The following is a 21,827-nucleotide window of genomic DNA, read 5'->3' on the forward strand; positions in this document are numbered from 1 at the left end:
ATCAGGTCACTTCCTGTGTCGGGGGTGGTGTGCGTTTGCGGAACGTGGCGCCCTTGATCTTGAGTTTCGCGGCCTGCCACAGGATGAGCGCCATCACACGAAGGGCGCCGGTCGGCCGCCGGACCGCCATTGTAATCACGGAACGGGTGGTCAACGGCGCAAGCGGTCCCGAGAGCGTTGCGATCAACCCCTTGTTCCCGTCTACGAGGTCGATGGTGATGTCGATCCGTTCATCGGACACATCGAAGCGGAAACGGTAATCGCCCGAAATTTCCTGAAACGGCGAGACGTGGAACACCTTTTTCGACGTCAGAACGTCCTTCCCTCCGATGGGCACGAACCCTTCGTGGGCGCACAGGTAGCTGTGGCGGTCGCCCATCGTGTTGTTCACCTCGGCGATAACGGCGACAAGATCCTCACCGCGCATCGCCAGCCAGAACGCGACCGGGTTGAACCAGAAACCCGCGAAACGGGGCTGTGCCAGGAGCAGAAGCTTGACCCCCGCCATGTCGAGACCCGCGTTCCCCAAGACCTTCTGCGCCCAAGACACACCCTCGCCATCACCGCGCACGCCGCCGTGGTCCCGATCATGGAGCGAGAAAAGACCGGCGGAGTTGCGCGAAAAAAGCGGGGCGATGTCCCGCGTGTCGTCCGGGTCGATCAGAAGGTAATCGACCGCATAGCGAAACCGGTTCCGGATCGCATCCTTGCGGGCATGCATCGTCTCGCCACGCATATGCCGGGGCGCGACACTCATGCGGCTATGACTTCCTGTGCGGGCTGAATGCGCTCGGCGATGGCCACCGCCGAAGCAAACCCGTCCTCGTGGAACCCGTGACGGGTATAGGCCCCGGCGAACCACGTGTTGTTGTGGCCTTGGATCGCCTTGAGGTCTTTCTGCGCGCGCAGCGCCGCACGGTCGAACACCGGATGGCGGAACATCACCTCGTCATAAATCGCTTCCTGCCGGATGTCGGAGGACGGATTGAGCGAAATGAACATCGGGTCGTTGTCGGGAATGTTCTGAAGCCGGTTCATCCAGTACGTCACTCCGATCTGCGTGTCTTCGCCCGCCGTTTCGGCCTTGTAGGTCCACGACGACCAGCAGCGACGGCGCAATGGCATCTGGCCGCTGTCGCAATGAAGAAACGCGCGGTTGTCTTGATAGTTCAAATTGCCCAGCGTGGCCTCTTCCGAAGCGGTGGGGTTTTCGATCAGCCGGAGGGCATCGTCGGAGTGCGTCGCGAAGATCACCTGATCGAACGTCTCGGGCAAAGAGCCTTGCGCGCGAACGGTCACCAGACCGGGATCGCGGCGAACGGATTGAACCGGCGTGCCGGGGCGGAGCGACACGCCGCGAACACGCAGATCGTTTGTCAGGCGGTTCACATACTGGATCGAACCGCCGTCGATCGTTTTCCACTGGTGTTGCTTCCACCCCAGAAGCGAGTGGTTCTTGAAGAAGTTGACCAGCGTTTTGGCCGGGAAGGCCCCGACATCCATCGTCGGCGTCGACCAGATCGCGCCGCAGATCGGCATCAGGTAATAACGCGCGAACCAGTCGCCCAGCCCAAGCGTCTCGACCAGTTCCGCGATGGTCACGTCATCGCTGTCGGCGGCTTCCTCGGCCTCATTGTTGAACCGGATGAGATCCCGGATCATGCCGACGAAGGCCGGTCGCCCCAGATTGCGGCGCTGCCCGAAGATCGTGTTGAGCGTCTGAAGCGAATACTCCACCCGACCGCGATCGACCGTCGCGCCGAAGCTCATGTTTGAATCCGCCACCGGAACGTCGAGCTTTTTCAGCATGTCCGTGAAGTGCGGATAGTTCACCTCGTTGAACACGATGAAGCCCGTGTCGACCGGCTGATCCCCGTTTCGCCCGGCCACCACCGTCCGCGCGTGACCACCCAGCCGGGGCGCCGCTTCGTAGAGGGTGACATCGTTTTGCGGGGCAAGCAGCCATGCGGCGGCAAGACCGGAAACGCCGCCGCCGATCACGGCGATGCGTTGCGGTCGAAGGGGTGGTGCGTCGAATGACATGCGAAATCCTCGTTTGTGCAGGCTGAGTTACGGCTCGCAAAAAGATACGGATCATTTCTGATCCAAGTTTCATCTGTCCCCGTAATGTTGGTATGCTGCGTCTCGACGAAGATACCCGCGATCATGACCTCGCCCCGCCTGCGGGGTTGGTCGCTACTGCTGTAATTGGGAAGACGGGGCGCCGCGTGGCGACGACGACGACAGAAGACCCGAAGCCGTTTTCAGAGCAGACCCTCTGGATGCTGGCGATCCGGGACAAACGTGACAAATACGCCTTCGGGCAGCTGTTCGACCATTTCGCACCGCGCCTGAAAGGGTTCGTGATCCGCAGCGGGGCGCCCGCCGGTCAGGCCGAAGACATCGTTCAGGACGTGATGATGTCGGTCTGGCGCAAGGCGCACCTGTTCGATCCCGAGCGGGCCCAGGTGTCGAGCTGGATCTACCAGATCGCCCGGAACCGCCAGATCGACATCGTGCGGAAAGAGGGCCGGCCAATGCCGGAAGCCCTGAAGGCCGAACAGGACGACGGCACCCCCGATGCAGGGCAGGTGCTTGCGCTGGAGCAGGAGACGGACGTGCTGCGCGACGCGCTGAACCGTCTGAACCCCGACCAGCGCGAAATGATCGAGAAAGCCTACCTGGGTGAGCTTTCGCATAGTGACATTGCCGAGGCGACAGGACTGCCGCTCGGCACCATCAAGTCCCGCATCCGGTTGGGCCTCGACCGACTGCGGCATGAATTGAAGGATCTGAGGTAAGAAATGACTGATACGATCTCGCATCACATCCCCGACGCCGTGATGGCGGCTTATGTGGCCGGGAACCTACCCAAAGCCTTTTCGCTGGTCGTCGCCACGCATGTTTCGATGTGCGACGACTGCCGTGCAAATCTTCACGCGCATGAGGCGGCAGGTGGTGCCGTACTCGACAGCATGGCCGAAGCGCCGCTGTCCGGCGACCTTCGCGCTCAGATCATGGGCCGCTTGGATGACGCCATTGACCTCGACCGCGAGGAAGACGAGACGCCTGTTCGCGACGGCATCTATCCCGGTCCCGTGATGGCCGCGCTCAAGGGCAAAAAGCCGAAATGGAAGCGGCTCGGCGGCGGCGTGCGCCAGTGCATCGTGGATATGGACCGCGAAGGGTCCGCCCGGCTCCTCCACATCCCCGCTGGCAAGCCGGTGCCGGAGCACACGCACGGCGGGCTTGAGCTGACGCTGGTGCTTCAGGGCGGATTCTCCGACGCGACCGGGCATTTCGATGTCGGCGACGTCGAAGTCGCGAACGACGATCTGGAACACGTTCCGGTCGCCGACGAAGGTGTCGACTGCATCTGTCTGGCGGCAACCGATGCGCCGTTGCGATTCTCGGCCTTCGTGCCGCGCATCCTTCAACCTCTGTTCGCGATATGAGATTTTCGCGTTTGCGGTAACGCGGACCTACGTAGTTTCCCGTAGGGCAGCCTACATAATGACCCGGATGCGACGAATTTAACCGCCGCGTCCGGGTCTTTTCGTTTGAATATCCAAGACTTCCGGGTAGGGTGTGGCAGGCTGCGGGCAGGGAACCCGCACCGATAACAACGAAAAGACAAGACGTCTTATTGGAGGAGGAACCATGGAACGTCGTAAGTTTCTGAAGGGTGCCGCGCTTGGCACCGCCGGTACCGCATTGGCCGCTCCGGCGATCGCTGCCAGCCACGCAACGACCATGACCATCGTGTCGACCTGGCCCCGTGACTTCCCGGGTCTCGGTGTTTCGGCACAGCGTCTGGCCGCGCGCATCACCGAACTGTCGGAAGGTGCCATTCAGACCGAATACTTCGCCGCTGGCGAACGTGTGGGCGCGCTCGACGTGTTCGACGAAGTCGCGAACGGCAACTCGCAGGCCTACATCGGCGCCGACTACTACTGGACCGGCAAAGACCCGTCGCTGGCCTATTTCACCGCTGTGCCGTTCGGCATGACCTTCGCTGAAATCAACGCATGGTGCATCTACGGCGAAGGCCGCGCCCTGTGGGACGAAGTGCAGGATCAGTTCGGCCTCTACGGCCTTCCGGCTGGCAACACCGGCACGCAGGCCGGCGGCTGGTTCAACAAGGAAATCGAATCCGCTGACGACCTGAAGGGTCTGAAAATGCGTATTCCGGGCCTTGGCGGTCAGGTTCTGTCGAAACTCGGCGCGTCGACCGTGTCGCTTCCGGGTGGTCAGATCTACGAAAACCTCGTCTCCGGTTCGATCGAAGCGACCGAGTGGGTGGGTCCGTACAACGACTACTTCATGAAGTTCTACGAAGCCGCCAAGTTCTACTACACCGGCGGTATGCACGAGCCGGGCGCGCAGCTCTCGCTCACCTCGAACAAGTCGTGGTGGTCGGGTCTGACCGACACCCAGCGTGCGATCATCACCGCCGCCGCGCTGGAAGAGAACGCCAACTCCTACTACGAAGCGACCGCGCTGAACGGCGAGTACCTGAACAAGCTTCAGGACGAGCAGGGCGTGGAAGTGAAAGAGTTCAACGAAGACGTGTGGGACGCCATGGGCGAAGCCGCGATGGAAGTCTTCGAAGAGACGGCCGCCTACTCCGACCTCGCCGCGCGCGTGAACGAGAGCTGCCAGAAGCAGATGCGCGACTTCGGCCGCGGCATCGCACTCTTCGAAGGTCAGTTCGTCGCGAACCGCAACCGGATCTTCGACATCGGCTGATTGCGGTGGAATAACGCATCAAAAAGTGAAAAGCGGGGCTTCGGTCCCGCTTTTTTTCTGATAAACGACCGCGAAATCACGCTCACTTGCGTCCACGGGAGGGGCCATGACTGAGGTCTTCGATCACACTGAGATTCCGCGCCACGGGCGGCCAGCGGTTCTGCAACGTCTGTTCGGCTGGATCACGCTTGGCGTGCTGGCCGCGTTTCTCATCAACAATGTTCTCGTGGTCTACTTCGGGTTCCCCGGGACAGCCGCGCTTGGCGGCGAAGGCGCGGGGCTGGCCTGGATTCAGGCCGCGCTTTACCTGATCGGGGTCGCCATCGCGGCGGTCTTCGTCCTGTCGACGCAGGACCGGGCGATCCGGTGGGATGCGCACCGCGTCCATATGTTCAACGTCTACCTGATCCGGGCATTGTTCTGGTCGGTCTTTCTGGTGGGCATCGCCGACGCGACCATCGCGTTCATGCGCACCGAAGACATGATCGAGCCGATCCTCGGCACCGACATTTCGCGCCAGTTCGCCCGCGCCAATTGGGTCGGGCCGTGGGTGCACGGGCCTCTCATCGTGGTCGGTTTCATCCTCGCCCTGTTCACCCGCACGCTCGGTTTCGTCTGGCTCTCGCTCCTGATCGTGGCCGCCGAACTCCTGATCGTCATCTCGCGCTTCGTGTTCTCGTATGAACAGGCGCTGATGGGCGACCTCGTTCGCTATTGGTATGCCGCGCTGTTCCTCTTCGCTTCGGCCTACACGCTGTTCGACGAAGGTCACGTGCGGGTCGACATCCTTTATGCGGGCTTCGGCCGCACCAAGAAGGGTTTCGCCAACGCCTTCGGCACCATCCTGCTTGGGATGAGCACGGTCTGGGTGATCCTCGCCATCGGCTTCGGCGGCAAGCAATCGATCATCAACGCACCGCTGACCAGCTTCGAGGTCAGTCAGGCCGGGCCGTTCGGCATGTTCGTGAAATACCAGATGGCCGCCTTCATCGGCCTGTTCGGGATCACCATGCTGATCCAGTTCGTCAGCTATTTCTTCGACGCCGTTGCAGATGCCCGGGATGAACCGGGCCATCGCGAACCCGCGCAAGACGCCGGACACTGAGGGGACACCGGAACAATGGAAATCTTCTTCCTTCTTCTGCTGATCGTCATCATGGCGGCCGCGCTGGGCTCCGGTTTCCCGGTCGCGTTCGCGCTTCCGGGTGCCGCGATCATCACCATCGGTCTCGCCGCAGGGACCGGTTATCTGTTTGAGAGCAACACGGACGCCTACTTCCATTCCGGCGGTCCCCAACAGTGGCTGACGGCGGGGGTCACGAACCTCCGAGGGGTCTATTGGGAGGTCGAGAGGGATACGCTCATCGCCATCCCGCTCTTCATCTTCATGGGCATCATGCTCCAGCGGTCCAAGATCGCCGAAGACCTGCTTGTCACCATGGCCCAGCTTTTCGGCCCCGTGCCGGGCGGTCTGGGTATCTCGGTCGTCTTCGTGGGCGCGCTTCTTGCCGCGACCACCGGCATCGTGGGCGCCACCGTCGTCGCGATGGGTATGATCTCGCTCCCGGCCATGTTGCGGTCGAACTATTCGACACCGCTCGCAACCGGCACGATCGCGGCCTCCGGCACGCTCGGTCAGATCATTCCGCCGTCCATCGTGCTCATCATCCTTGCCGACCAGTTGGCGAGCGCCGCAGATCAGGCCTCGACGCTGCGCAAGAACCTCTACACCGACGCCACCGGCGACCTTCAGATGCCCTCGACCTTCGGGGTCAGCGGCACGTCGGCCGGTGAAATGTTTCTGGGTGCTCTCATTCCGGGTCTCGTCCTCGTCGGCATCTACATGATCTACATTCTGGTCTACGCGGTGATCCGGCCCAAAGCCGCGCCCGCCGTGCATGACAAGAGCCAGAAATGGAATCTCGCGTTCTGGGGCCGTGTCAGCCTGTCGTTGATCCCGCCGCTCGCGCTGATCTTCCTCGTGCTCGGCTCGATCATCGGCGGTATCGCCACGGTGAACCAGGCCGGCGCCATCGGTGCCGCGGGTGCGCTTATCATGGCCTCCTACCGATTGCCGCCCTCCGGCAGCCGGATGCTGTTCGGACCTGCGCTCGTCGCCATCGCGGGCCTCGTCCTGATTGGGGTCGCGCTTTCCATGTTCGAAATGAACGTGAAGGCGGTCGATAGCGCGCAGGACCAGCTCGGCATCGCAATCGGTGCCCTTGCGACCATCCTGATCGTCACCGCCCTGATCTGGTCGGCGGTCCGTGCGATCCGGATCGAGTTCACGCTTCAGGGTGTGATGCTCGAGACGGCCAAGACCACATCGCTCGTGTTCATCATCCTGCTCGGCGCGGCCATGCTGACCGCCGCCTTCCGTGGCTTCGGCGGCGAAGAGCTGGTGCGTGAATTCCTGAACAGCATGCCCGGCGGGTTCTGGACCCAGTTCGTCATCGTCATGGCGGTGATCTTCGTCCTCGGCTTCTTCCTCGACTTCATCGAGATCGCCGTGGTCGTCGTGCCCATCGTCGCGCCGATCCTGCTGGCCGACCCCGGCGCCAACGTGACAGCCGTTTGGCTGGGCGTGATGATCGGTCTGAACATCCAGACGTCGTTCCTGACGCCACCCTTCGGCTTCGCGTTGTTCTATCTGCGCGGCGTCGCACCCGCGGTGGTCAAGACGCTCCAGATCTACAAGGGCGTCGTGCCGTTCATCCTGTTGCAGCTCCTTGCTCTGGCAATCGTCGGGTCTTACCCGCCGCTCGTGAACTACCTCCCCAACCGCGTGAGCCTGTTGGGTGAAACCGCACCGCCGCCGCGCAACCCGCAGCTTCAGCTTTGCCTCGAAGACTACGTGGGTCAGCAGCTTGCGAGCAGCACGAGAACGGCCGATGCCGTCGCCGCCGCGAAAACGCTGGACCTCTCGGCGCTTCCCGAAGACATGCGCGATGACTTCAACGAAGGCGTCGAGGCAGGGGAAACCGCGCTCGCCCAGATGGATGCGATCCACGAGGCCGAGGCTGCGGTGGATGCCGCCACGCCGGAGTATCGCCCGCAACTCATTGCCGTGCGGAATCTCGAAAAGCAGATCCGGCGGCTCGAAGAGGAACGGGACGAGGATCAGACGCTTCTCAATCGTCTCGAAGCCGACAGCGAAAGCCGTGGGCCGCTCGAGGCGCGCGTCGCCGAGATCGACGAAGAAATCGCCGCGCTCGAAGCCCAGATCCCGGAGGGGTGGGAGGCAGCGCATGACGCCTTCGTCGAACTGACGACCGCCGAGGATGCCGCGCGCAACCAGTATCGCCGTGCAGCCGACGATGCCTATTCGGGCCCGGCCGAGGTTCTGGCGGTGCTCGAAGACTACGACGCGTTCGTGGCGCTCGAGGCGCCGCTCAACGACCTTCGCTCTCTCATGGAGACGGGCGCGGGCGAAGCGGATGCGTTGAAAGTCGAAGAGGTCGAAGACCTCATCGGCGAAGTCGAGGGCGCGGGCGACGTGAAGTCCGCACTCGCCAAGGCCCGCCGCGAACTCGACGAGGACGAACCGGACCGCGAAGAGGTGTTGTCGAACTACGAAGACGCACTGGCCGAATACGCGACTCAGGCCCAATGGCGCGCAGATGCCCAAGCGGCCCTGCCCGGCGTCCGCAACTACGTCGACGGCGTGATCGGCACCTTCGGTATCCGGTCGCAGGACCGGTTCACCCGCAAGCAGGCGCTCGCCATGGCGTCCTGTTCGGCCAACCACCGCGACGTGTCGCTGAACTTCTGATCCATCACGGATCGCAAAAAATCACCGGCGCGGCCCTCCGCGCCGGTTTTCTTTTGGCCTCGGGCGCGATCCGATGCATGATCCCGCCATGCTGATTTTTCTCAACGGATATCCCGGCACCGGGAAGCTCACCATCGGTCAGGCGCTCATGGATCGTCTGGGCGGTCGACTGCTCGACGTTCACACCCAGATGAACCTCGCCTATGCCCTGACCGAGTTCAAAAGCGCAGCGTTCTACGACACCGTGCGCGCCGTCTGGGACATCGCGGACAAGCGGATCGCAGAGATGCCGTCGGACGTGCCGCTCATCATGACCGACACCCTGCGCAAGGATTCGGATTGGTCGGCGGAAGCCTGGGCCCGGATCGAGAAACTGGCGGAAACGCACGGTCCGCTACATGTCGTCCACGTCCATTGCGACCCCGACGAAAACGCACGCCGGATCGGGTCGGCGGGTCGCGAGGCGATGACCAAATCACGCAAACGGGCGCTGGCGCTTCAGTATCACGAACAGGGTCAGATCCTCATGGGCGGCGAGGCCGAGCGCGTGTTCCAGCTGGACACGACCGAACTCACCGCCGAGGAATGCGCCGAAAGCATCGCGGACTGGATCGCGACGGTCGCGGACTAGATCGGCAAGCCGTCCAGCCCCTGCACATCGATCACCACGTCCTGAAAGTCGTTGTCCCAAGCGGAGGCGTCTTCGAACCCGATGCGGATCGTGTCTGCGCGACCCCCGTGTCCGATGATCGCATGGTTGGCCGCATCGCTGTTGCGGGACGTGTCCATGTGCCAGATGAACCGGTCGCTTTCGACGCCGTTCACGAGCAGCGACCCGTCGCTATCGATTGAAAGCGACTTGCGGCCCAGCGTTGCCGCAAGATCCGCCCCGTCCTTGATGATGAAGAACTCAAGGTAACCGTCGGTCATGCGCTGGAACGTTTCGGTCGTCCCAACCTTGGCGTCGTCGATCAGAATTCGGACGTTCGAGATCGTTCCGCCGCCGCTGACCTCATACACCCCGATGGCGTTGTTGTTCACCGTCGCGGCAAGGTCGGTGCGCGTCGTGATGCTATAGGCCTGCCAGCCTTCCGCGAAGAATTCGAGCATCGCAGACCGCTCCGGGTCGGCGTCCGCCACCGTCGTCCCCTCGGAAAGGGCCGGGAACAGGTCGATCAGACCGAACTGCGTTTGGTCCGCGACATGGCTCATCAAAATATCGGTGCCGGAAATGTCGTTCTCCGCGACAATCCGGATCGGAGCGAAAGTCGACGTGACGCCATCCAGATAATACTCGGCCGATATACCCCCGCCAGGTTCGGGGGTGATGACGGCGAGAACACGAAAATCATCGCTCGGCGCTTTGTCGTCCGTCATCCAGAACACATCTTCGATACTTAGATCGGCAACCGTGTTGCCAAAGAACGTCGCCATCGTTCCGGTTATCAAATCCGCTCCGTCGCCCAAACGAAGTGTCATGCCCGTACCCAAAAGCAGGATGTCGTCATCGGCGTCTCCCATGCGATATTCCGTACCTTCGGGGTCTGCTTCGATCACATTGCGGCCATTGGGACCGAAGATCGCGATCGGGTTCGTGGTGCCGGTCAGGTCGACCGAACTCGTCGTGAAATCGAGCGTTCCGTCGCCAAGCAGTTCAATCGCGTTGCCGCCGCCGAACCATTCCGTGTTCAGGAAGGACGATCCGGTAACCGTGAGGTCGGTTGCCACTCCAAAGATCGCGCCTCCGACACCCTCGGAACTCGAGCGGTTGAACTGTGTAGATTGCACATTGGCCGTGGAGTTGACGAGGGCAATGGCGCCGCCATCCCCGCTGCCCGCTGCGCCTTCCGCCACGGAGTTGTCGGAGAAGGTCGTGTTGCTCACGGTCAGATCAATGTCGCTGCCATAGATCGCGCCGCCTGCCGTCGAGTTGGTATTGGCGACGTCCGCTACGCTGTTGCCTTCGAATGTCGAGTTCACGATCGTGACGGTGGACGTATGGTTCAGCGCATAAATCGCACCGCCTGCACCGCTGGCGGAGTTGTTGCTGAACGTCGATCCGCTGATGTAAAGCTGCCCCGCCGTGGTGCTCGAGCTGATCGCACCGCCGCCAAAACCCGCCTTGTTGTTCGCGAAAGTGCTGTCCGTGACGACGAGGGTTCCGCCCTCATGCAGGATCCCTCCACCGTAGCCTGCCGTAAAAGTGCCCGCGGGATTCAGGTGGCTTTGAGAGTTGAACGAGAACTCGGACTGAAAGACACTGACGTAACCGCTCCCCTCGATCAGCATACCCGCGCCGCCGGTGCCGTTGTCGGGCGACACGTGGTTCCCGGATTTGACGCCGACGTTTCTGAGGAACAGGGACTCTGCAAGTTCAAGATCGACCTCGAAGATACGGTCGAACGTGTCCATTCGGATGTCTAAGCTCGGCGAACCAGCGTCGAGCGGGCCACCGTCGATTGTCATGGAGGTCGTGATGACAATCGGCGTCGTCAGCCAGATGGTATCGAGGCTCGCATCGAACAGGATAGTGTAGGCCGAACCTGTCCCGTCCCATGCGTTCGCATGGGCGACCGCTTCGGCAAGCGTGGTTACGCCGTCGTCCGCTATCAAGCTGCCTGAGGAATCGACGGTGATTTCACGCGTCGATTCATTTACATTGATCGATCCAGTCAATTGGCCCCCTCTCCACCGCTCGAACGGGCCCAAAAAACCGGGTCAAAGCAATGTCATTAATAGAATACTAACCAAGCTTTACGGATGGCCTCTGACCAATCAACTGAAAAGAAATCGTCAAGCATTCAAAGCGCCGTCGCCGCCCAATCTTTTGGCAGAAATCCAGCTTGCGCCAGCCGTTGCGGCAGCCGTGGCGAGGCAAAGAGGCAGCCCGCCGGTCTGATAGCTGATGCCCGAAGCCAGCGTTCCGATCAGCCGCCCGGCGGCGTTCGACATATAGTAGAACCCCACATCCATCGTGACCCGTTCCGCCTGTGAAAAGGCGAGGATAAGGTAGGAGTGGAGCGACGAATTGATTGCGAAGACGAAACCGAAGGCCAAAAGGCCCGCGACGAGTACGCCCGCGATCCATGTCGCGGACGTCAGCGACAGGGCGGCGAGCACTGCGATGATCGCGGTCAGGATGCCGACCCACCGGATCGCGAGGCGGACGGCCACCCGGCTTTCGTGCGCGGCCTGTCCGAGCAATCGGGGCGCCGAGGCCTGCACCGCGCCATAGGCGATGATCCAGAGCGCCATGAAGCCGCCAACAAGGAAGAACGCGGCGCGGTTGCCGTCCTCGCTCCCGTCTGAAATCAGGGCCGTGAAGTAGATCGGAATGCCGACGACGAACCACGTATCGCGCGCGCCGAACAGGAACATGCGGGCCAGTGACAGCCGGTTGATATTTCGATTCTTGGACCAGACTTGGGTGAATTTGGCTGATTTAGAGCCTTTAGGCAGGCCCGCGGGCATGAACAGCACCACCGCGACAAGGATCACGGTCAGCACCACCGCCATCGACAGAACCGCGGCCTTGAACCCGATGGTGGCGAGCAGTCCGGCACCTAGGAAGAACCCGATACCTTTCACCGCGTTCTTCGATCCCGTCAGCACCGCGACCCATCGGAACAGGCCGCCCCCTGCCGTCGGGGCGAGGATCTTGACCGCCGACTTGGAGGACATTTTCGCAAGATCCTTGGCAACCCCCGACATCCCCTGAACGATCATCACGAACAGGACCGACACCGCGACGGCCCAGCCGGGGTTCAACCGGGACAAGGCGACGAGCGCGACGATCTGGATCGCAAGACCGGCATAAAGCGTCGTGGTCAGACCGAACCGCGCCGCGATCCACCCGGCCGACAGGTTCGTGACCATTCCGGCGACCTCGTAGAGCAGGAACAACCACGCCAGCGTGATCGGCGAAAATCCAAGGTCGTGAAAGTGCAGCAGCACGAGCATCCGCAACGCGCCGTCGGTCAGCATGAAGGCCCAGTAGGCCGCCGTCACCGCGACATAGGCCGCAAGCGCATTCTCCGGTTTCCCGGTCATATCGGTCACGTCAGTTCTTTCGCTGGAAGTAGAGGGGGCGCATCGTCCCGGCGACGAAAAGCTCGAGCGATGAGGCGTCGACATGGCTGACCAACACACAGCGATCTTCAGACCCGTCGCGCGACGTCAGGCGAAAGGCAGTGCCGTTCGAAGGATTGTCCGGGCATCCGGTCTGAAAGTGCATCAAAAGCGGCATGTCCGGCATCTGCTGGTAGTATTCCTCGAAGCTGGACCCATGGATCAGCACCTCGTAGTTCGCATCGTCCTCGGACTGCCAGTAGCCCTGAATCGCTTGCCGGGTGGTCTGAAAGACGTCCGGTTGCGCGAATGAATAGTCGCTGATTGTAACAGTCGCTTCCGTGCCCTCGTAAAACATCATGTCGCCGGAAATGGTGATCGGGACATTCGTGCCCAGCGCTTCGAGCTCTTCCAGAACTGCGACCGGGGTCGGATCGTAGGATGAAGCGACGTAACTCCAGCCGTCGGCGAGAACGGTGCACCCGACCCCGGCGTCATACCAATCGCAATGGCTGAGAATCCCCGTGAACGTATAGGGTTCGCCATGGGTGCCCGGCGGGTCTACCACCACGTCGGATGCGGCGCTGTCGTATGGCTCGTCGGGATAGACGATACCCTCTTCCGGGTCGCGTGGACCGTGGTCCGCGATGTTGTCATCCCGCCCGTCACCCGTATGCGTCAGGTTCATCGTGAAGGTGGTGAAGCCTTCGGTCTCGATCTCGTTGAAGCCCTCGCGGTCATAGCCACGCGCCGTGCAATCCTCATCACCGAGAATGGTGAAAACCTCGTCTCTGGTGCAGAACATGAAATTGGCATGGGACCACGACAGGTCACGGCTTTCCGCCCGCCAGTAATAATGCGTCTTGTCCAGATCGCGCGAGATGACGGTTTTGCAGGCACCCGCGTCGATGTTCCACCATCCCTCGGACATCCATCCGTCAGCGGATTTGTAACCGATGGCGACAGAGGCCGATGATCCCGTCTGGTTGCAGAACTCAAGCCCCGCCTGTGCCGCCGACGGCAGGCACGCGGCACCCGCGACCAATAACCACTTCATCCCATGTCCCCTTCGTTCCCCATGCAGCACCCGTCACGGCGCGCGATTCATCACCACCGGCTCGCTGAAGTCGTCGACGAACAGCAGCTCCATCTGAGTGTCGTCGATGTAGGACAGGAAGAAACAGGTCTCGGGGTCGTTCTCGTCCGAAGGCATCAGGCGCACGCCCACCCCGTCGCCCTGCGCCCCCGGGCAGCCATTCCGAAAGTGCATGAAACTCGACATTTCGGGTTCGCCCGTGAAGCTTTCGGTGAAGAAGCTGCCATAAATCTCGATCTCATAGTCCCGATTGGTCGCCCCGACCCAGCGGCCCTGCATCGCGTCGCGATCCGAAGCGAACTCATCATCCGCGATGACCATGTAGTCCGACAGGGCCAAAAGGGCGCGACCATTCCCGCTTTCCATCACGTCGCCCGAGAACTGCATGGCCGTATTGACCGGGCGGGACACCAGATCGTCGATGAGGGCCTGTGGGGTCGGTCCGGCCTCGGCCACGCCGACAACCCAGCCTTGGGTCGAGAAGAAACAGACCCGACCCGAGCCGTAGTCACCGCAATGACTGAACAACCCGGCATAGGTTCCGTATTCGCCATGGGTGCCCGGCGGATCGGCTTCAGCCGAAGGGGAGGTGTCGAGCAGGTTGTCGAAAAGGGACGGCACGCCGTCGTCGCGCTCGGTCTGGGCCGAAGGTTGCCCTTCGCGCCCACCGTCGCCGGTTATGTCGATGGTGAAGCCGGGCCGCCCCTCCATCGCGATCTCATTGAAGCCTTCGCGGTCGTAACCGCGGCTTTCGCAATTCGTGTCCCCGACAATCGTGAACACGTCGTCGGATGTACAGAACATATAGGTCTCATGCTCGAACGCGTAGGCGCCGGATTCGACCCGGTAGTAGTAATGGCTCTTGGGCGTATTCCCCGGCAGAACGGTCCGGCAATCGCCGGGGTCGACGTTCCACCAGCCTTCCGACACCCAATCGGCGTCACCCTTGTATCCGATGGCCACCGAAACGACGGCATCGGTCGAATTGCAGAATTCCACGTCGGCGAATGCGGCAGCCGGGCAGAGCGAGAACAGGACGAACAGAAAACGTGGGTTCATGACAGCCCCCGAAAGTCATGGATCAAATGGATGCCAGAACCATCCGGGCCACGTCGGCTAGGCGGCAGGCATAGCCCCACTCATTATCATACCAAGCGTAGATTTTCACCTGAGTCCCGTTCACGACCATCGTGGAGGGCGCATCGATGATCGAGGAACGCGGATCGTTCGTGTAATCGGTCGAGACGAGCGGGCGCGTCTCGTATCCGAGAATGCCTTTGAGGGGGCCGTTCGCCGCCGCTTCGAGGGCCCCGTTCACCTCTTCGACCGTCGTGTCGCGCTCCACCTCGAAAACGCAATCGGTGAGGGACGCGTTCAGCAAGGGCACCCGCACCGCGTGCCCGTTCAAACGGCCGGTCAGCTCGGGAAAAATCTGGGTGATCGCCTTGGCCGAACCCGTCGTCGTGGGGATGAGCGAGTTCAAGGCCGACCGCGCGCGGCGCAGATCCTTGGCCGGGCGATCCACGATGGTCTGCGTGTTCGTCACGTCATGGATCGTCGTGATCGAGCCGTGCTTGATCCCGAATGCCTCGTGAATGACCTTGACCACCGGGGCGAGGCAGTTGGTCGTGCAGGACGCGGCAGTGACGAGATCATGATCCGTATAAAGGTCGCTGTTCACGCCGTAGACGACATTCAGCGCATTCTCTTCTTTCACCGGGGCCGAGACGACCACCTTTTTCACGCCCGCCGCGTAATAGGGCGCCAGTTTCGCGTTGGTCTTGAACGCACCCGTGCAGTCGATGACCAGGTCGATGCCGTCGAGCGGCAGGTCTTCGATCGTCCAGCTTGCGGTCAGGGGAATCTCGGTCCCGTTGATGGTGACCGATGCGTCGCTGTGCGAGATGTCGGCATCCCAGCGCCCGTGGACCGTATCGAACTCGAACAGATGGGCGTGAATCTCCGGTGTGCCGACCGGATCGTTCAGCAGGGCGATCTCGGCCTCCACCCCGTTGTCGATCAACTCACGAAGTACGAGCTTCCCGATGCGGCCAAGGCCGTTGATGGCGATGCGTGTCATGTGAACCTCCGGTGGTCGGTCGCGGGCTATCGGCCCGATGTAACGGTTTCATGACAAATCCACGAGACAAAGGAAAACCGCCGGAATGTCTGATCGACGTTCCGGCGGCTCCCGAAGATTGGCGTGAGCCTGGCTTACAGGGAAATCTTGCTGTAGATGCGCCGGCGCAGTTCGTCGCGTGCTTCCTCCCGCTTGATGCGATCCGCGTTGCGGATGCGGTGTTCGCGTTCGAATCCGGTCTCGCGACGGGCTTCCGCCCCGGTTGCGGTGCGAATGACGTGGTTCATGATACCCAACATGGCGTTTCTCCTTTCCGCGTTGCATGAAAGGACCATGCGGGATTCGGGGGGGTCAGGCGAGTTTCTAAACTTTCAAAGTTGTAAGTTTCACTTACAGTAAAGGGATGGACTGGTCCCGAATCCCATCTCTCGCGGCGCTCCGCGCCTTCGAGGCCTTGGCGCGCCACAACTCCCTGTCCGCAGCAGCGCGTGACCTGAACGTGACCCATGCGGCCATCGCGCAGCACCTTCGCGCGCTCGAGACGCATTTTGGCGAAAGCCTTGCCACCCGCGACGGTCAGACGATGAAACTGACCGAGACGGGGCGTGATCTGGCGGATGCGCTGGGCGAGGGGTTCGGGCGGATCGCCGAGGGCGTGACGGACATCATGGACCGCAACGCCATCCGCCCGATCACGGTGACGCTCACCCCATCCTTCGCGGAAGCTTGGCTGATGCCGAGAATGGGCCAGTTCTGGTCGCAGCACCCCGAGGTCGAGGTGCGGCTCGTGCCGTCGATGGCGCTGGCGAACCTGCGCCGCGATGGTATCGACCTCGCCATACGGTTCGGAAACGGCGACTGGCCCGGCAACGATGTCGAACCGCTCGCGGTCAGTCAGTTCGTCGTGGTCGCGGCCCCGACCTATACCAAGGCCCGCACCTTGGATGAATTGGGCGGACTTAGCGCGCACGACTGGTTCTTTTCAGCCGCCGCGAACGAGCAGCGGGTCTGGGGCAAGGCCATCGGCGTGGATTTCGACAAGGTCGGGGCGCAGGACATGGCGAACAACGGCATGGTCCTGTCGGCGGCCCGCGCCGGGCTGGGGCTTTCGATCCAGTCAAAGGCGCTCGTCGCGCCCGATCTGGACTCGGGCCAGCTTACGACCCTCTACGAAGGCGACCCCGAAGGCTTGGGTTACTACATCGTCACGCGGCCCGGCGTTCTAAGCCCCGGCGCGCGCGCCTTCAGGGCATGGCTGCGGAAAATGGCTCAGGCACAGGTCTGACCGGCGCTTTCGCCCGCCGTTTTCCAACCGACGAACCGCTCGGAGGAAAAGGTCAGGATCAGACCATCCCAATCCAGTTGGCGGACAATGCCCGGCGCACAGCCGGCCAGCGGCAGCGCACGCCCCGCGCCGAGTTCCCTTTCAAGAACCGGGATCATTCCCCTTGGGCTGCGACCGAAATCCATCCGCTGCCCAGTGCCGGAAACCAAAAGCCCTTGGGCATCCGGCGTGAAACTCACACCCTGCCGGGCGGGCGCAACATTTGAAGCTGTTCCGGCACAACCCGCCAACAAGGCGCAGGCGACCGCCAGCGCGGCCTTCATTTCGGCGAGCGTTTCGCGAGGATACGTTGCAGGGTCCGGCGATGCATGTTCAGGCGACGCGCCGTCTCGGACACGTTGCGGTCGCAAAGTTCGTAAACGCGCTGAATGTGTTCCCACCGCACGCGATCCGCACTCATCGGGTTTTCCGGCGGCGGCGGCAGGTCTTCACCGTTGGCGAGCAGAGCCTTGACCACGTCATCGGCATCGGCGGGCTTCGACAAGTAGTCGGTCGCCCCGATCTTGACCGCGGCTACCGCCGTCGCGATGGCACCGTAGCCCGTCAACACGACGATCCGCGACTCAGGCCGCCGTTCGCGCAACGTCTCCACGACGTCGAGCCCGTTGCCGTCGCCAAGACGCAAATCGACGACCGCATAGGCCGGGGGCCGCCCGGTCGCGATGGCCTTGCCGCCCGCGACGCTGTCGGCCGTCTCGACCTCGAACCCGCGTTTTTCCATCGCGCGCGCGAGTCGCTTCAGGAACGGTTCATCATCGTCGACCAGAAGGATCGACCGATCTTCACCCAAGTCATAAGCCACATTCTCGGACATTTCCCGTCCTCCGCCTGTTCGCATTCACAAAGCTTTATGCATCACCTTTGCACGCGTCAAATTGATGCATGTCAAACTTCGGTTCAGTTTCTTCTACGGATCAGGAGGACGCGTCGATGAAACAAGACATGCTTTCGGCGATCTTCTCGGGGCTGTCGTCCCGCTTGAAGAACTCGACGAAGCCGGTTTCCGGCAGCACCAGATAGGTGAAGGTCGAATGATCGACGAGGTAATACTCATCGTCGCCTTCGTCCTGTTTCTTGTAATAGGTCTTATAGGCTTGGCTCGCCGCCTTGACCTGTTCCGGCGATCCGGTCAGGCCGATCATGTCGTCGTGCAGGAAGGAGGTGAAATCCTTGAGCTGCTCCGGCGTGTCGCGATCCGGGTCGATGGAGATGAACGCCATCTGCGCATCATATCCCCGTTCCTGCACCAGATCGAGCGCCTCGGCATTCCGCGCGTTGTCGAGCGGGCAGACATCGGGGCAGAAGGTGTAGCCGAAGTAAAGCAGGGTCGGCTTGGTGAAGACATCCTGATCGGTGACCGTCTGACCGTCTTCATCCACCAGTTCGAAGGGCCCGCCAATCGTGCTCGTCCCGCTCCCCACGACCGAGGCACGGCAGTCGGCGAATGCGTCGGCCTCGGACCGGCTGACATACCAAGTCGCTCCGATCAGGGCGACGATTGCGACGGCCGCGACGACGGCGATGATACGGGTCATGGGAACCTCCTGCGCACTTCGGGCGCATTGATCGGCCAGTCGCCCCCGACTAACAAGGGTAGACTTTGACGCAACCCCTCACTTTTGCGGGACACCATGCCAGACAGCAGCGCAGACCTGTTTGAAGCCAACCCCGGCCGAAGCTGGATCAAACTGCGGACCCTGAACATCCTCCGATGGGTCGCCGTCGGGGGCCAGATCGGTGCGATCGGTGTCGCGGATCGTGTGTTCGGCATCCAGATCGAGCTTGGATATTGCGCGGCAGTCGTCGGGCTTTCGATCATCGCGAACATCGTGTTCCACTTCGTCTATCCCGAAAACAAGCGGCTGAACGAACGGGAAGCCGTCGGAATGCTGCTCTTCGATACGCTTCAACTGGGGCTGCTGATCGTGTTGACCGGGGGGCTTAACAACCCCTTCGCCGTCCTGATCGCCGCCCCGGTGACCGTCTCCGCAACCGCCCTGTCGCTGCGCGCGACATTGCTGGTCGGGGCTGCCGCGATTGCGTTCACGTCCTTCGCGGTCGATCTCCACATCCCGCTCTACACGGCGGATGGTTCGGTCCTCGAACTGCCCGAGGTGTTCGTATTCGGCGCCTGGGTCGCCATCGTGACCGCGATCGGCTTTATCGCCGCCTATACCCGGCGCGTGTCGTCGGAAACCCAAGCCATGAGTCAGGCCTTGCTCGCCACGCAAATGGCATTGGCGCGCGAGCAGAAGCTGACCGACCTCGGCGGTGTCGTTGCGGCAGCCGCACATGAACTGGGAACGCCGCTCGCAACCATCAAACTGGTGTCGTCGGAAATGGTGTCGGACCTGCCCGAAGGCTCGGACCTGCGCGACGATGCGGAACTGATCCGGGATCAGGCCGACCGTTGCCGCGACATCCTCCGCTCGATGGGGCGATCCGGAAAGGACGACCTTCACTTGCGTCAGGCACCCCTCGTCGCGGTGGTCGAGGAAGCCGCCGAACCCCACCGCGACCGCGGAAAGGACATCGTGATCGAGGCGGACGAGGACAATCAAGCGATGATCCAGCGCCGTCCCGAGCTGGTCCACGGTCTGCGCAACCTCGTCCAGAACGCGGTCGATTTCGCCGCGACGACCGTCTGGGTCGAGGCGGATACCACGGACACGGCGATCATGATCCGGATCGTCGACGACGGCGCGGGATACCCGCCGCACCTTCTGGGTCGGATCGGTGATCCGTTCATCCGGCGCCGGCGCACCGCCCCGGACGCGCAGAGACCGGAATACGAAGGCATGGGTCTGGGTCTTTTCATCGCCAAGACCTTGCTGGAACGCACGGGTGCCGAGCTGACCTTTGCGAACGGGCAAGACCCCTACACGGGTGTCGCGCGCCCGAATGAACGGTCGGGCGCGATCGTCGAGGTTGTCTGGCCGCGTGGCACCGACAATATCGAGGCTGCCGAGCGGCTTCCGATGCTCGGCGAGAACGTGGTCATCGCCGGGTAACGTCCCGTTTAAACATTCGTTAACCATCACAACTTTAGGATGCAGTGACGATTCACGGCTGGACCTTGTTTCATGACCACACTGCTTGCGATCGCACTCGTTTTCGTTGCCTTTCTGGTGGCCTTTGCGGTGCTCTTGTTCATCGGGCTTTTCGACAGGCGTCCCTCTGGCGGCATCCGGCAGGTTTCCGTGGGCGAACGGGGTGCGATCACCTTCGTATTCGAGAACGAAAGCCTTCTGGATGCCACCACATCCGCGCGCGATCTGCTGGCGTCGGCCCCCCGTCGGGGCACCGATTGGGCGCGGCTTTCGATCCTGCTCGAACCCCGCTTCCCGGGGCTTGAGGCCTGGATATTCGAACTCGCCGATCTGGGCGCGATGGAGCGTGTGTCGAATGACGGCACGAGCTTGCTACGTGCGGAATGGCACGATGGTCTCGCCCGGATCACGCTGACCTCGACGGGCGTGGACGATACCGAAATCGGGCCTGACAAATACGCGGTCGCCGCCCTGAATCGTGAACTGGACACGCTTCGCGCCGCCACGGACCGGACCCCTTTCCCAATCTGGCAAGAGGATGCGTCCGGGGTCATCACATGGTGCAACCGTGCTTACCTCGACCTCGCGGATTCGATGGAAGAAGGCGGCCAATCCTACAATTGGCCTCCCACACGGCTGTTCGCGGGGCCGACTGCGGAGGACAGCAGCGATGCGGAATCACGACGGGAACGGATGGCGCTCACCCCGACGGGCGAAGAGACGCGGCATTGGTTCGAGGTGGAGACGCGTTTGAACGGGGACGGCCAGATCTGCACGGCGATCCCGGCGGACGATCTGGTCAAGGCCGAAGTCTCGCGCACCGAATTCGTGACCACACTGTCCAAGACCTTCGCGTCCTTGCCCATCGGTCTGGCGATCTTCAGCCGCTCACGCGAACTGGCGATGTTCAATCCCGCCCTTCTGGACCTGACCACGCTGCCGGTTGATTTTCTCGTGTCGAAGCCGTCCCTCGCCGCATTTCTGGATCGGCTGCGGGAAATGCAGATGATGCCCGAACCGAAGGATTACAAATCTTGGCGTCAACGCATCTCGGACCTCGTCGATGCCGCCCGAAACGGCACGTATGAGGAAAGCTGGACGCTGCCGGGCGGGCAGACCTACCGCGTAACCGGGAGGCCGCACCCGGATGGGGCCGTCGCTTTCCTGTTCGAGGATATTTCCGCCGAGATCGGCCTTGCCCGTCGATACCGGGCCGAGATCGAAACCGCGCAGGCCACATTGGACGCCTTGCCCTCTGCCATTGTCGTTTTCTCCACCTCCGGGGTGCTGACGCTGTCGAACAGCCACTATGCCGGGTTGTGGGTCACCGAAGACGGCGCCGATCCTTCGACTATGCCGATTTATGAGGCTGTCGAACTGTGGCGGGACGCCGCCTTGCCCAGCGCGGTCTGGGACCAGATCAAGGGCGCCGTCGGTCATGCCGGTCCGCGCGAAACCATCGAGACCGGAATTTCGCTCAAGGACGGTCGAAGCCTGATCTGTCGCGTCGTGCCGCTGCCACGCGGATTCACGTTGATCGAATTCGCTCAGATCACAGCGGGTGAAAGCCGGGACGAGAGCGATGGGTTCGCCCGGTTCCCGATGCCGAGCCGTTCGGTTGTCGGCGTCGGGAATTAAACGACTTGCCCCCCAAACCGCGCCCGTTA

Annotated in this window: 20 protein-coding genes; 9 read left to right on the forward strand and 11 right to left on the reverse strand. The window is 62.1% G+C overall.

Annotation, left to right across the window (positions count from 1 at the left end):
- Window position 1: 1 nt before the first annotated feature.
- Together FCT00_RS05770 and FCT00_RS05775 are read right to left on the reverse strand one after the other, a co-directional pair.
- A complete protein-coding gene (locus tag FCT00_RS05770; RefSeq protein WP_138422193.1) occupies window positions 2-757 on the reverse strand; it encodes a DUF1365 domain-containing protein in 756 nt (251 codons plus the stop codon).
- The gene (locus FCT00_RS05775) at window positions 754-2,043 is read right to left on the reverse strand and encodes an NAD(P)/FAD-dependent oxidoreductase (RefSeq protein WP_138422194.1); all 1,290 of its coding nucleotides are present in this window, start codon (window positions 2,041-2,043) and stop codon (window positions 754-756) included. Before FCT00_RS05775 ends, FCT00_RS05770 begins: the two co-directional genes overlap by 4 nt.
- A 239-nt stretch (window positions 2,044-2,282) precedes the next feature.
- On the opposite strand from FCT00_RS05775, the gene FCT00_RS05780 reads away from it, so the two are divergent.
- From FCT00_RS05780 to FCT00_RS05805, 6 genes are all read left to right on the forward strand, one after another.
- Window positions 2,283-2,801 carry a sigma-70 family RNA polymerase sigma factor gene (locus FCT00_RS05780; RefSeq protein WP_008332565.1) on the forward strand — a complete coding sequence of 173 codons (519 nt, stop codon included), beginning with the start codon at window positions 2,283-2,285 and terminating at the stop codon, window positions 2,799-2,801.
- A gap of 3 nt (window positions 2,802-2,804) precedes the next feature.
- Entirely contained in the window at window positions 2,805-3,455 is a 651-nt protein-coding gene (locus tag FCT00_RS05785) for a ChrR family anti-sigma-E factor (protein WP_008332563.1), read from the forward strand.
- 205 nt (window positions 3,456-3,660) lie between these two features.
- Window positions 3,661-4,749 (forward strand): TRAP transporter substrate-binding protein, encoded by a 1,089-nt coding sequence (locus FCT00_RS05790; protein WP_008332562.1) that lies wholly within the window; start codon window positions 3,661-3,663, stop codon window positions 4,747-4,749.
- Window positions 4,750-4,855: 106 nt separating this feature from the next.
- Window positions 4,856-5,854 carry a TRAP transporter small permease subunit gene (locus FCT00_RS05795; RefSeq protein WP_138422196.1) on the forward strand — a complete coding sequence of 333 codons (999 nt, stop codon included), beginning with the start codon at window positions 4,856-4,858 and terminating at the stop codon, window positions 5,852-5,854.
- Between the two features lie 15 nt (window positions 5,855-5,869).
- Window positions 5,870-8,521, forward strand: coding sequence for a TRAP transporter large permease (locus FCT00_RS05800; protein ID WP_138422197.1), 2,652 nt, complete (start codon window positions 5,870-5,872; stop codon window positions 8,519-8,521).
- A gap of 88 nt (window positions 8,522-8,609) precedes the next feature.
- Window positions 8,610-9,152: an AAA family ATPase gene (locus FCT00_RS05805; protein WP_171042901.1), complete on the forward strand. Its 543-nt coding sequence runs from the start codon at window positions 8,610-8,612 to the stop codon at window positions 9,150-9,152.
- Here the strand turns inward: FCT00_RS05805 and FCT00_RS05810 are convergent.
- From FCT00_RS05810 to FCT00_RS21410, 6 genes are all read right to left on the reverse strand, one after another.
- Window positions 9,149-11,197 (reverse strand): hypothetical protein, encoded by a 2,049-nt coding sequence (locus FCT00_RS05810; protein ID WP_138422199.1) that lies wholly within the window; start codon window positions 11,195-11,197, stop codon window positions 9,149-9,151. The genes FCT00_RS05805 and FCT00_RS05810 overlap by 4 nt on opposite strands.
- 117 nt (window positions 11,198-11,314) lie before the next feature.
- Entirely contained in the window at window positions 11,315-12,571 is a 1,257-nt protein-coding gene (gene arsJ, locus FCT00_RS05815; RefSeq protein ID WP_138422200.1) for an organoarsenical effux MFS transporter ArsJ, read from the reverse strand.
- A 10-nt stretch (window positions 12,572-12,581) separates the two neighbouring features.
- Window positions 12,582-13,646 carry a DUF1036 domain-containing protein gene (locus FCT00_RS05820; RefSeq protein ID WP_138422201.1) on the reverse strand — a complete coding sequence of 355 codons (1,065 nt, stop codon included), beginning with the start codon at window positions 13,644-13,646 and terminating at the stop codon, window positions 12,582-12,584.
- A gap of 33 nt (window positions 13,647-13,679) precedes the next feature.
- The gene (locus FCT00_RS05825; RefSeq protein ID WP_138422202.1) at window positions 13,680-14,744 is read right to left on the reverse strand and encodes a DUF1036 domain-containing protein; all 1,065 of its coding nucleotides are present in this window, start codon (window positions 14,742-14,744) and stop codon (window positions 13,680-13,682) included.
- Between the two features lie 22 nt (window positions 14,745-14,766).
- A complete protein-coding gene (locus tag FCT00_RS05830; RefSeq protein WP_138422203.1) occupies window positions 14,767-15,765 on the reverse strand; it encodes an ArsJ-associated glyceraldehyde-3-phosphate dehydrogenase in 999 nt (332 codons plus the stop codon).
- Between the two features lie 134 nt (window positions 15,766-15,899).
- On the reverse strand, window positions 15,900-16,064 hold the full coding sequence (locus FCT00_RS21410; protein WP_008332548.1) for a hypothetical protein: 165 nt from the start codon (window positions 16,062-16,064) through the stop codon (window positions 15,900-15,902).
- 104 nt (window positions 16,065-16,168) lie between these two features.
- Between FCT00_RS21410 and FCT00_RS05835 the strand changes: the two genes are divergently transcribed.
- On the forward strand, window positions 16,169-17,050 hold the full coding sequence (locus FCT00_RS05835; RefSeq protein WP_008332547.1) for a LysR substrate-binding domain-containing protein: 882 nt from the start codon (window positions 16,169-16,171) through the stop codon (window positions 17,048-17,050).
- On the opposite strand, the gene FCT00_RS21415 is transcribed toward FCT00_RS05835, so the two are convergent.
- From FCT00_RS21415 to FCT00_RS05845, 3 genes are all read right to left on the reverse strand, one after another.
- Window positions 17,035-17,208 (reverse strand): hypothetical protein, encoded by a 174-nt coding sequence (locus tag FCT00_RS21415; RefSeq protein ID WP_171042902.1) that lies wholly within the window; start codon window positions 17,206-17,208, stop codon window positions 17,035-17,037. The two genes, FCT00_RS05835 and FCT00_RS21415, sit on opposite strands and share 16 nt — an antisense overlap.
- 161 nt (window positions 17,209-17,369) lie before the next feature.
- Window positions 17,370-17,924 (reverse strand): ActR/PrrA/RegA family redox response regulator transcription factor, encoded by a 555-nt coding sequence (locus tag FCT00_RS05840; protein ID WP_008332545.1) that lies wholly within the window; start codon window positions 17,922-17,924, stop codon window positions 17,370-17,372.
- A 100-nt stretch (window positions 17,925-18,024) separates the two neighbouring features.
- Window positions 18,025-18,645, reverse strand: coding sequence for an SCO family protein (locus FCT00_RS05845; RefSeq protein ID WP_138422204.1), 621 nt, complete (start codon window positions 18,643-18,645; stop codon window positions 18,025-18,027).
- A gap of 96 nt (window positions 18,646-18,741) precedes the next feature.
- Here FCT00_RS05845 and regB point away from each other — a divergent pair, with 96 nt between their 5' ends.
- Window positions 18,742-20,121: a sensor histidine kinase RegB gene (regB, locus tag FCT00_RS05850; RefSeq protein WP_138422205.1), complete on the forward strand. Its 1,380-nt coding sequence runs from the start codon at window positions 18,742-18,744 to the stop codon at window positions 20,119-20,121.
- 72 nt (window positions 20,122-20,193) lie between these two features.
- Window positions 20,194-21,798 carry a PAS-domain containing protein gene (locus FCT00_RS05855; protein WP_138422206.1) on the forward strand — a complete coding sequence of 535 codons (1,605 nt, stop codon included), beginning with the start codon at window positions 20,194-20,196 and terminating at the stop codon, window positions 21,796-21,798.
- Window positions 21,799-21,827 lie beyond the last annotated feature (29 nt).

Origin of the sequence: Maritimibacter alexandrii (genome assembly GCF_005871115.1) — a bacterium.
GTDB lineage: Bacteria > Pseudomonadota > Alphaproteobacteria > Rhodobacterales > Rhodobacteraceae > Maritimibacter > Maritimibacter alkaliphilus.

Coding starts and splice junctions, on each gene's coding strand:
- FCT00_RS05770 (WP_138422193.1), bottom strand. CDS start 757: ATGAGTGTCGCGCCCCGGCATATGCGTGGCGAGACGATGCATGCCCGC.
- FCT00_RS05775 (WP_138422194.1), bottom strand. CDS start 2,043: ATGTCATTCGACGCACCACCCCTTCGACCGCAACGCATCGCCGTGATC.
- FCT00_RS05780 (WP_008332565.1), top strand. CDS start 2,283: ATGCTGGCGATCCGGGACAAACGTGACAAATACGCCTTCGGGCAGCTG.
- FCT00_RS05785 (WP_008332563.1), top strand. CDS start 2,805: ATGACTGATACGATCTCGCATCACATCCCCGACGCCGTGATGGCGGCT.
- FCT00_RS05790 (WP_008332562.1), top strand. CDS start 3,661: ATGGAACGTCGTAAGTTTCTGAAGGGTGCCGCGCTTGGCACCGCCGGT.
- FCT00_RS05795 (WP_138422196.1), top strand. CDS start 4,856: ATGACTGAGGTCTTCGATCACACTGAGATTCCGCGCCACGGGCGGCCA.
- FCT00_RS05800 (WP_138422197.1), top strand. CDS start 5,870: ATGGAAATCTTCTTCCTTCTTCTGCTGATCGTCATCATGGCGGCCGCG.
- FCT00_RS05805 (WP_171042901.1), top strand. CDS start 8,610: ATGCTGATTTTTCTCAACGGATATCCCGGCACCGGGAAGCTCACCATC.
- arsJ (WP_138422200.1), bottom strand. CDS start 12,571: ATGACCGGGAAACCGGAGAATGCGCTTGCGGCCTATGTCGCGGTGACG.
- FCT00_RS05820 (WP_138422201.1), bottom strand. CDS start 13,646: ATGAAGTGGTTATTGGTCGCGGGTGCCGCGTGCCTGCCGTCGGCGGCA.
- FCT00_RS05825 (WP_138422202.1), bottom strand. CDS start 14,744: ATGAACCCACGTTTTCTGTTCGTCCTGTTCTCGCTCTGCCCGGCTGCC.
- FCT00_RS05830 (WP_138422203.1), bottom strand. CDS start 15,765: ATGACACGCATCGCCATCAACGGCCTTGGCCGCATCGGGAAGCTCGTA.
- FCT00_RS21410 (WP_008332548.1), bottom strand. CDS start 16,064: ATGTTGGGTATCATGAACCACGTCATTCGCACCGCAACCGGGGCGGAA.
- FCT00_RS05835 (WP_008332547.1), top strand. CDS start 16,169: ATGGACTGGTCCCGAATCCCATCTCTCGCGGCGCTCCGCGCCTTCGAG.
- FCT00_RS21415 (WP_171042902.1), bottom strand. CDS start 17,208: ATGATCCCGGTTCTTGAAAGGGAACTCGGCGCGGGGCGTGCGCTGCCG.
- FCT00_RS05840 (WP_008332545.1), bottom strand. CDS start 17,924: ATGTCCGAGAATGTGGCTTATGACTTGGGTGAAGATCGGTCGATCCTT.
- FCT00_RS05845 (WP_138422204.1), bottom strand. CDS start 18,645: ATGACCCGTATCATCGCCGTCGTCGCGGCCGTCGCAATCGTCGCCCTG.
- regB (WP_138422205.1), top strand. CDS start 18,742: ATGCCAGACAGCAGCGCAGACCTGTTTGAAGCCAACCCCGGCCGAAGC.
- FCT00_RS05855 (WP_138422206.1), top strand. CDS start 20,194: ATGACCACACTGCTTGCGATCGCACTCGTTTTCGTTGCCTTTCTGGTG.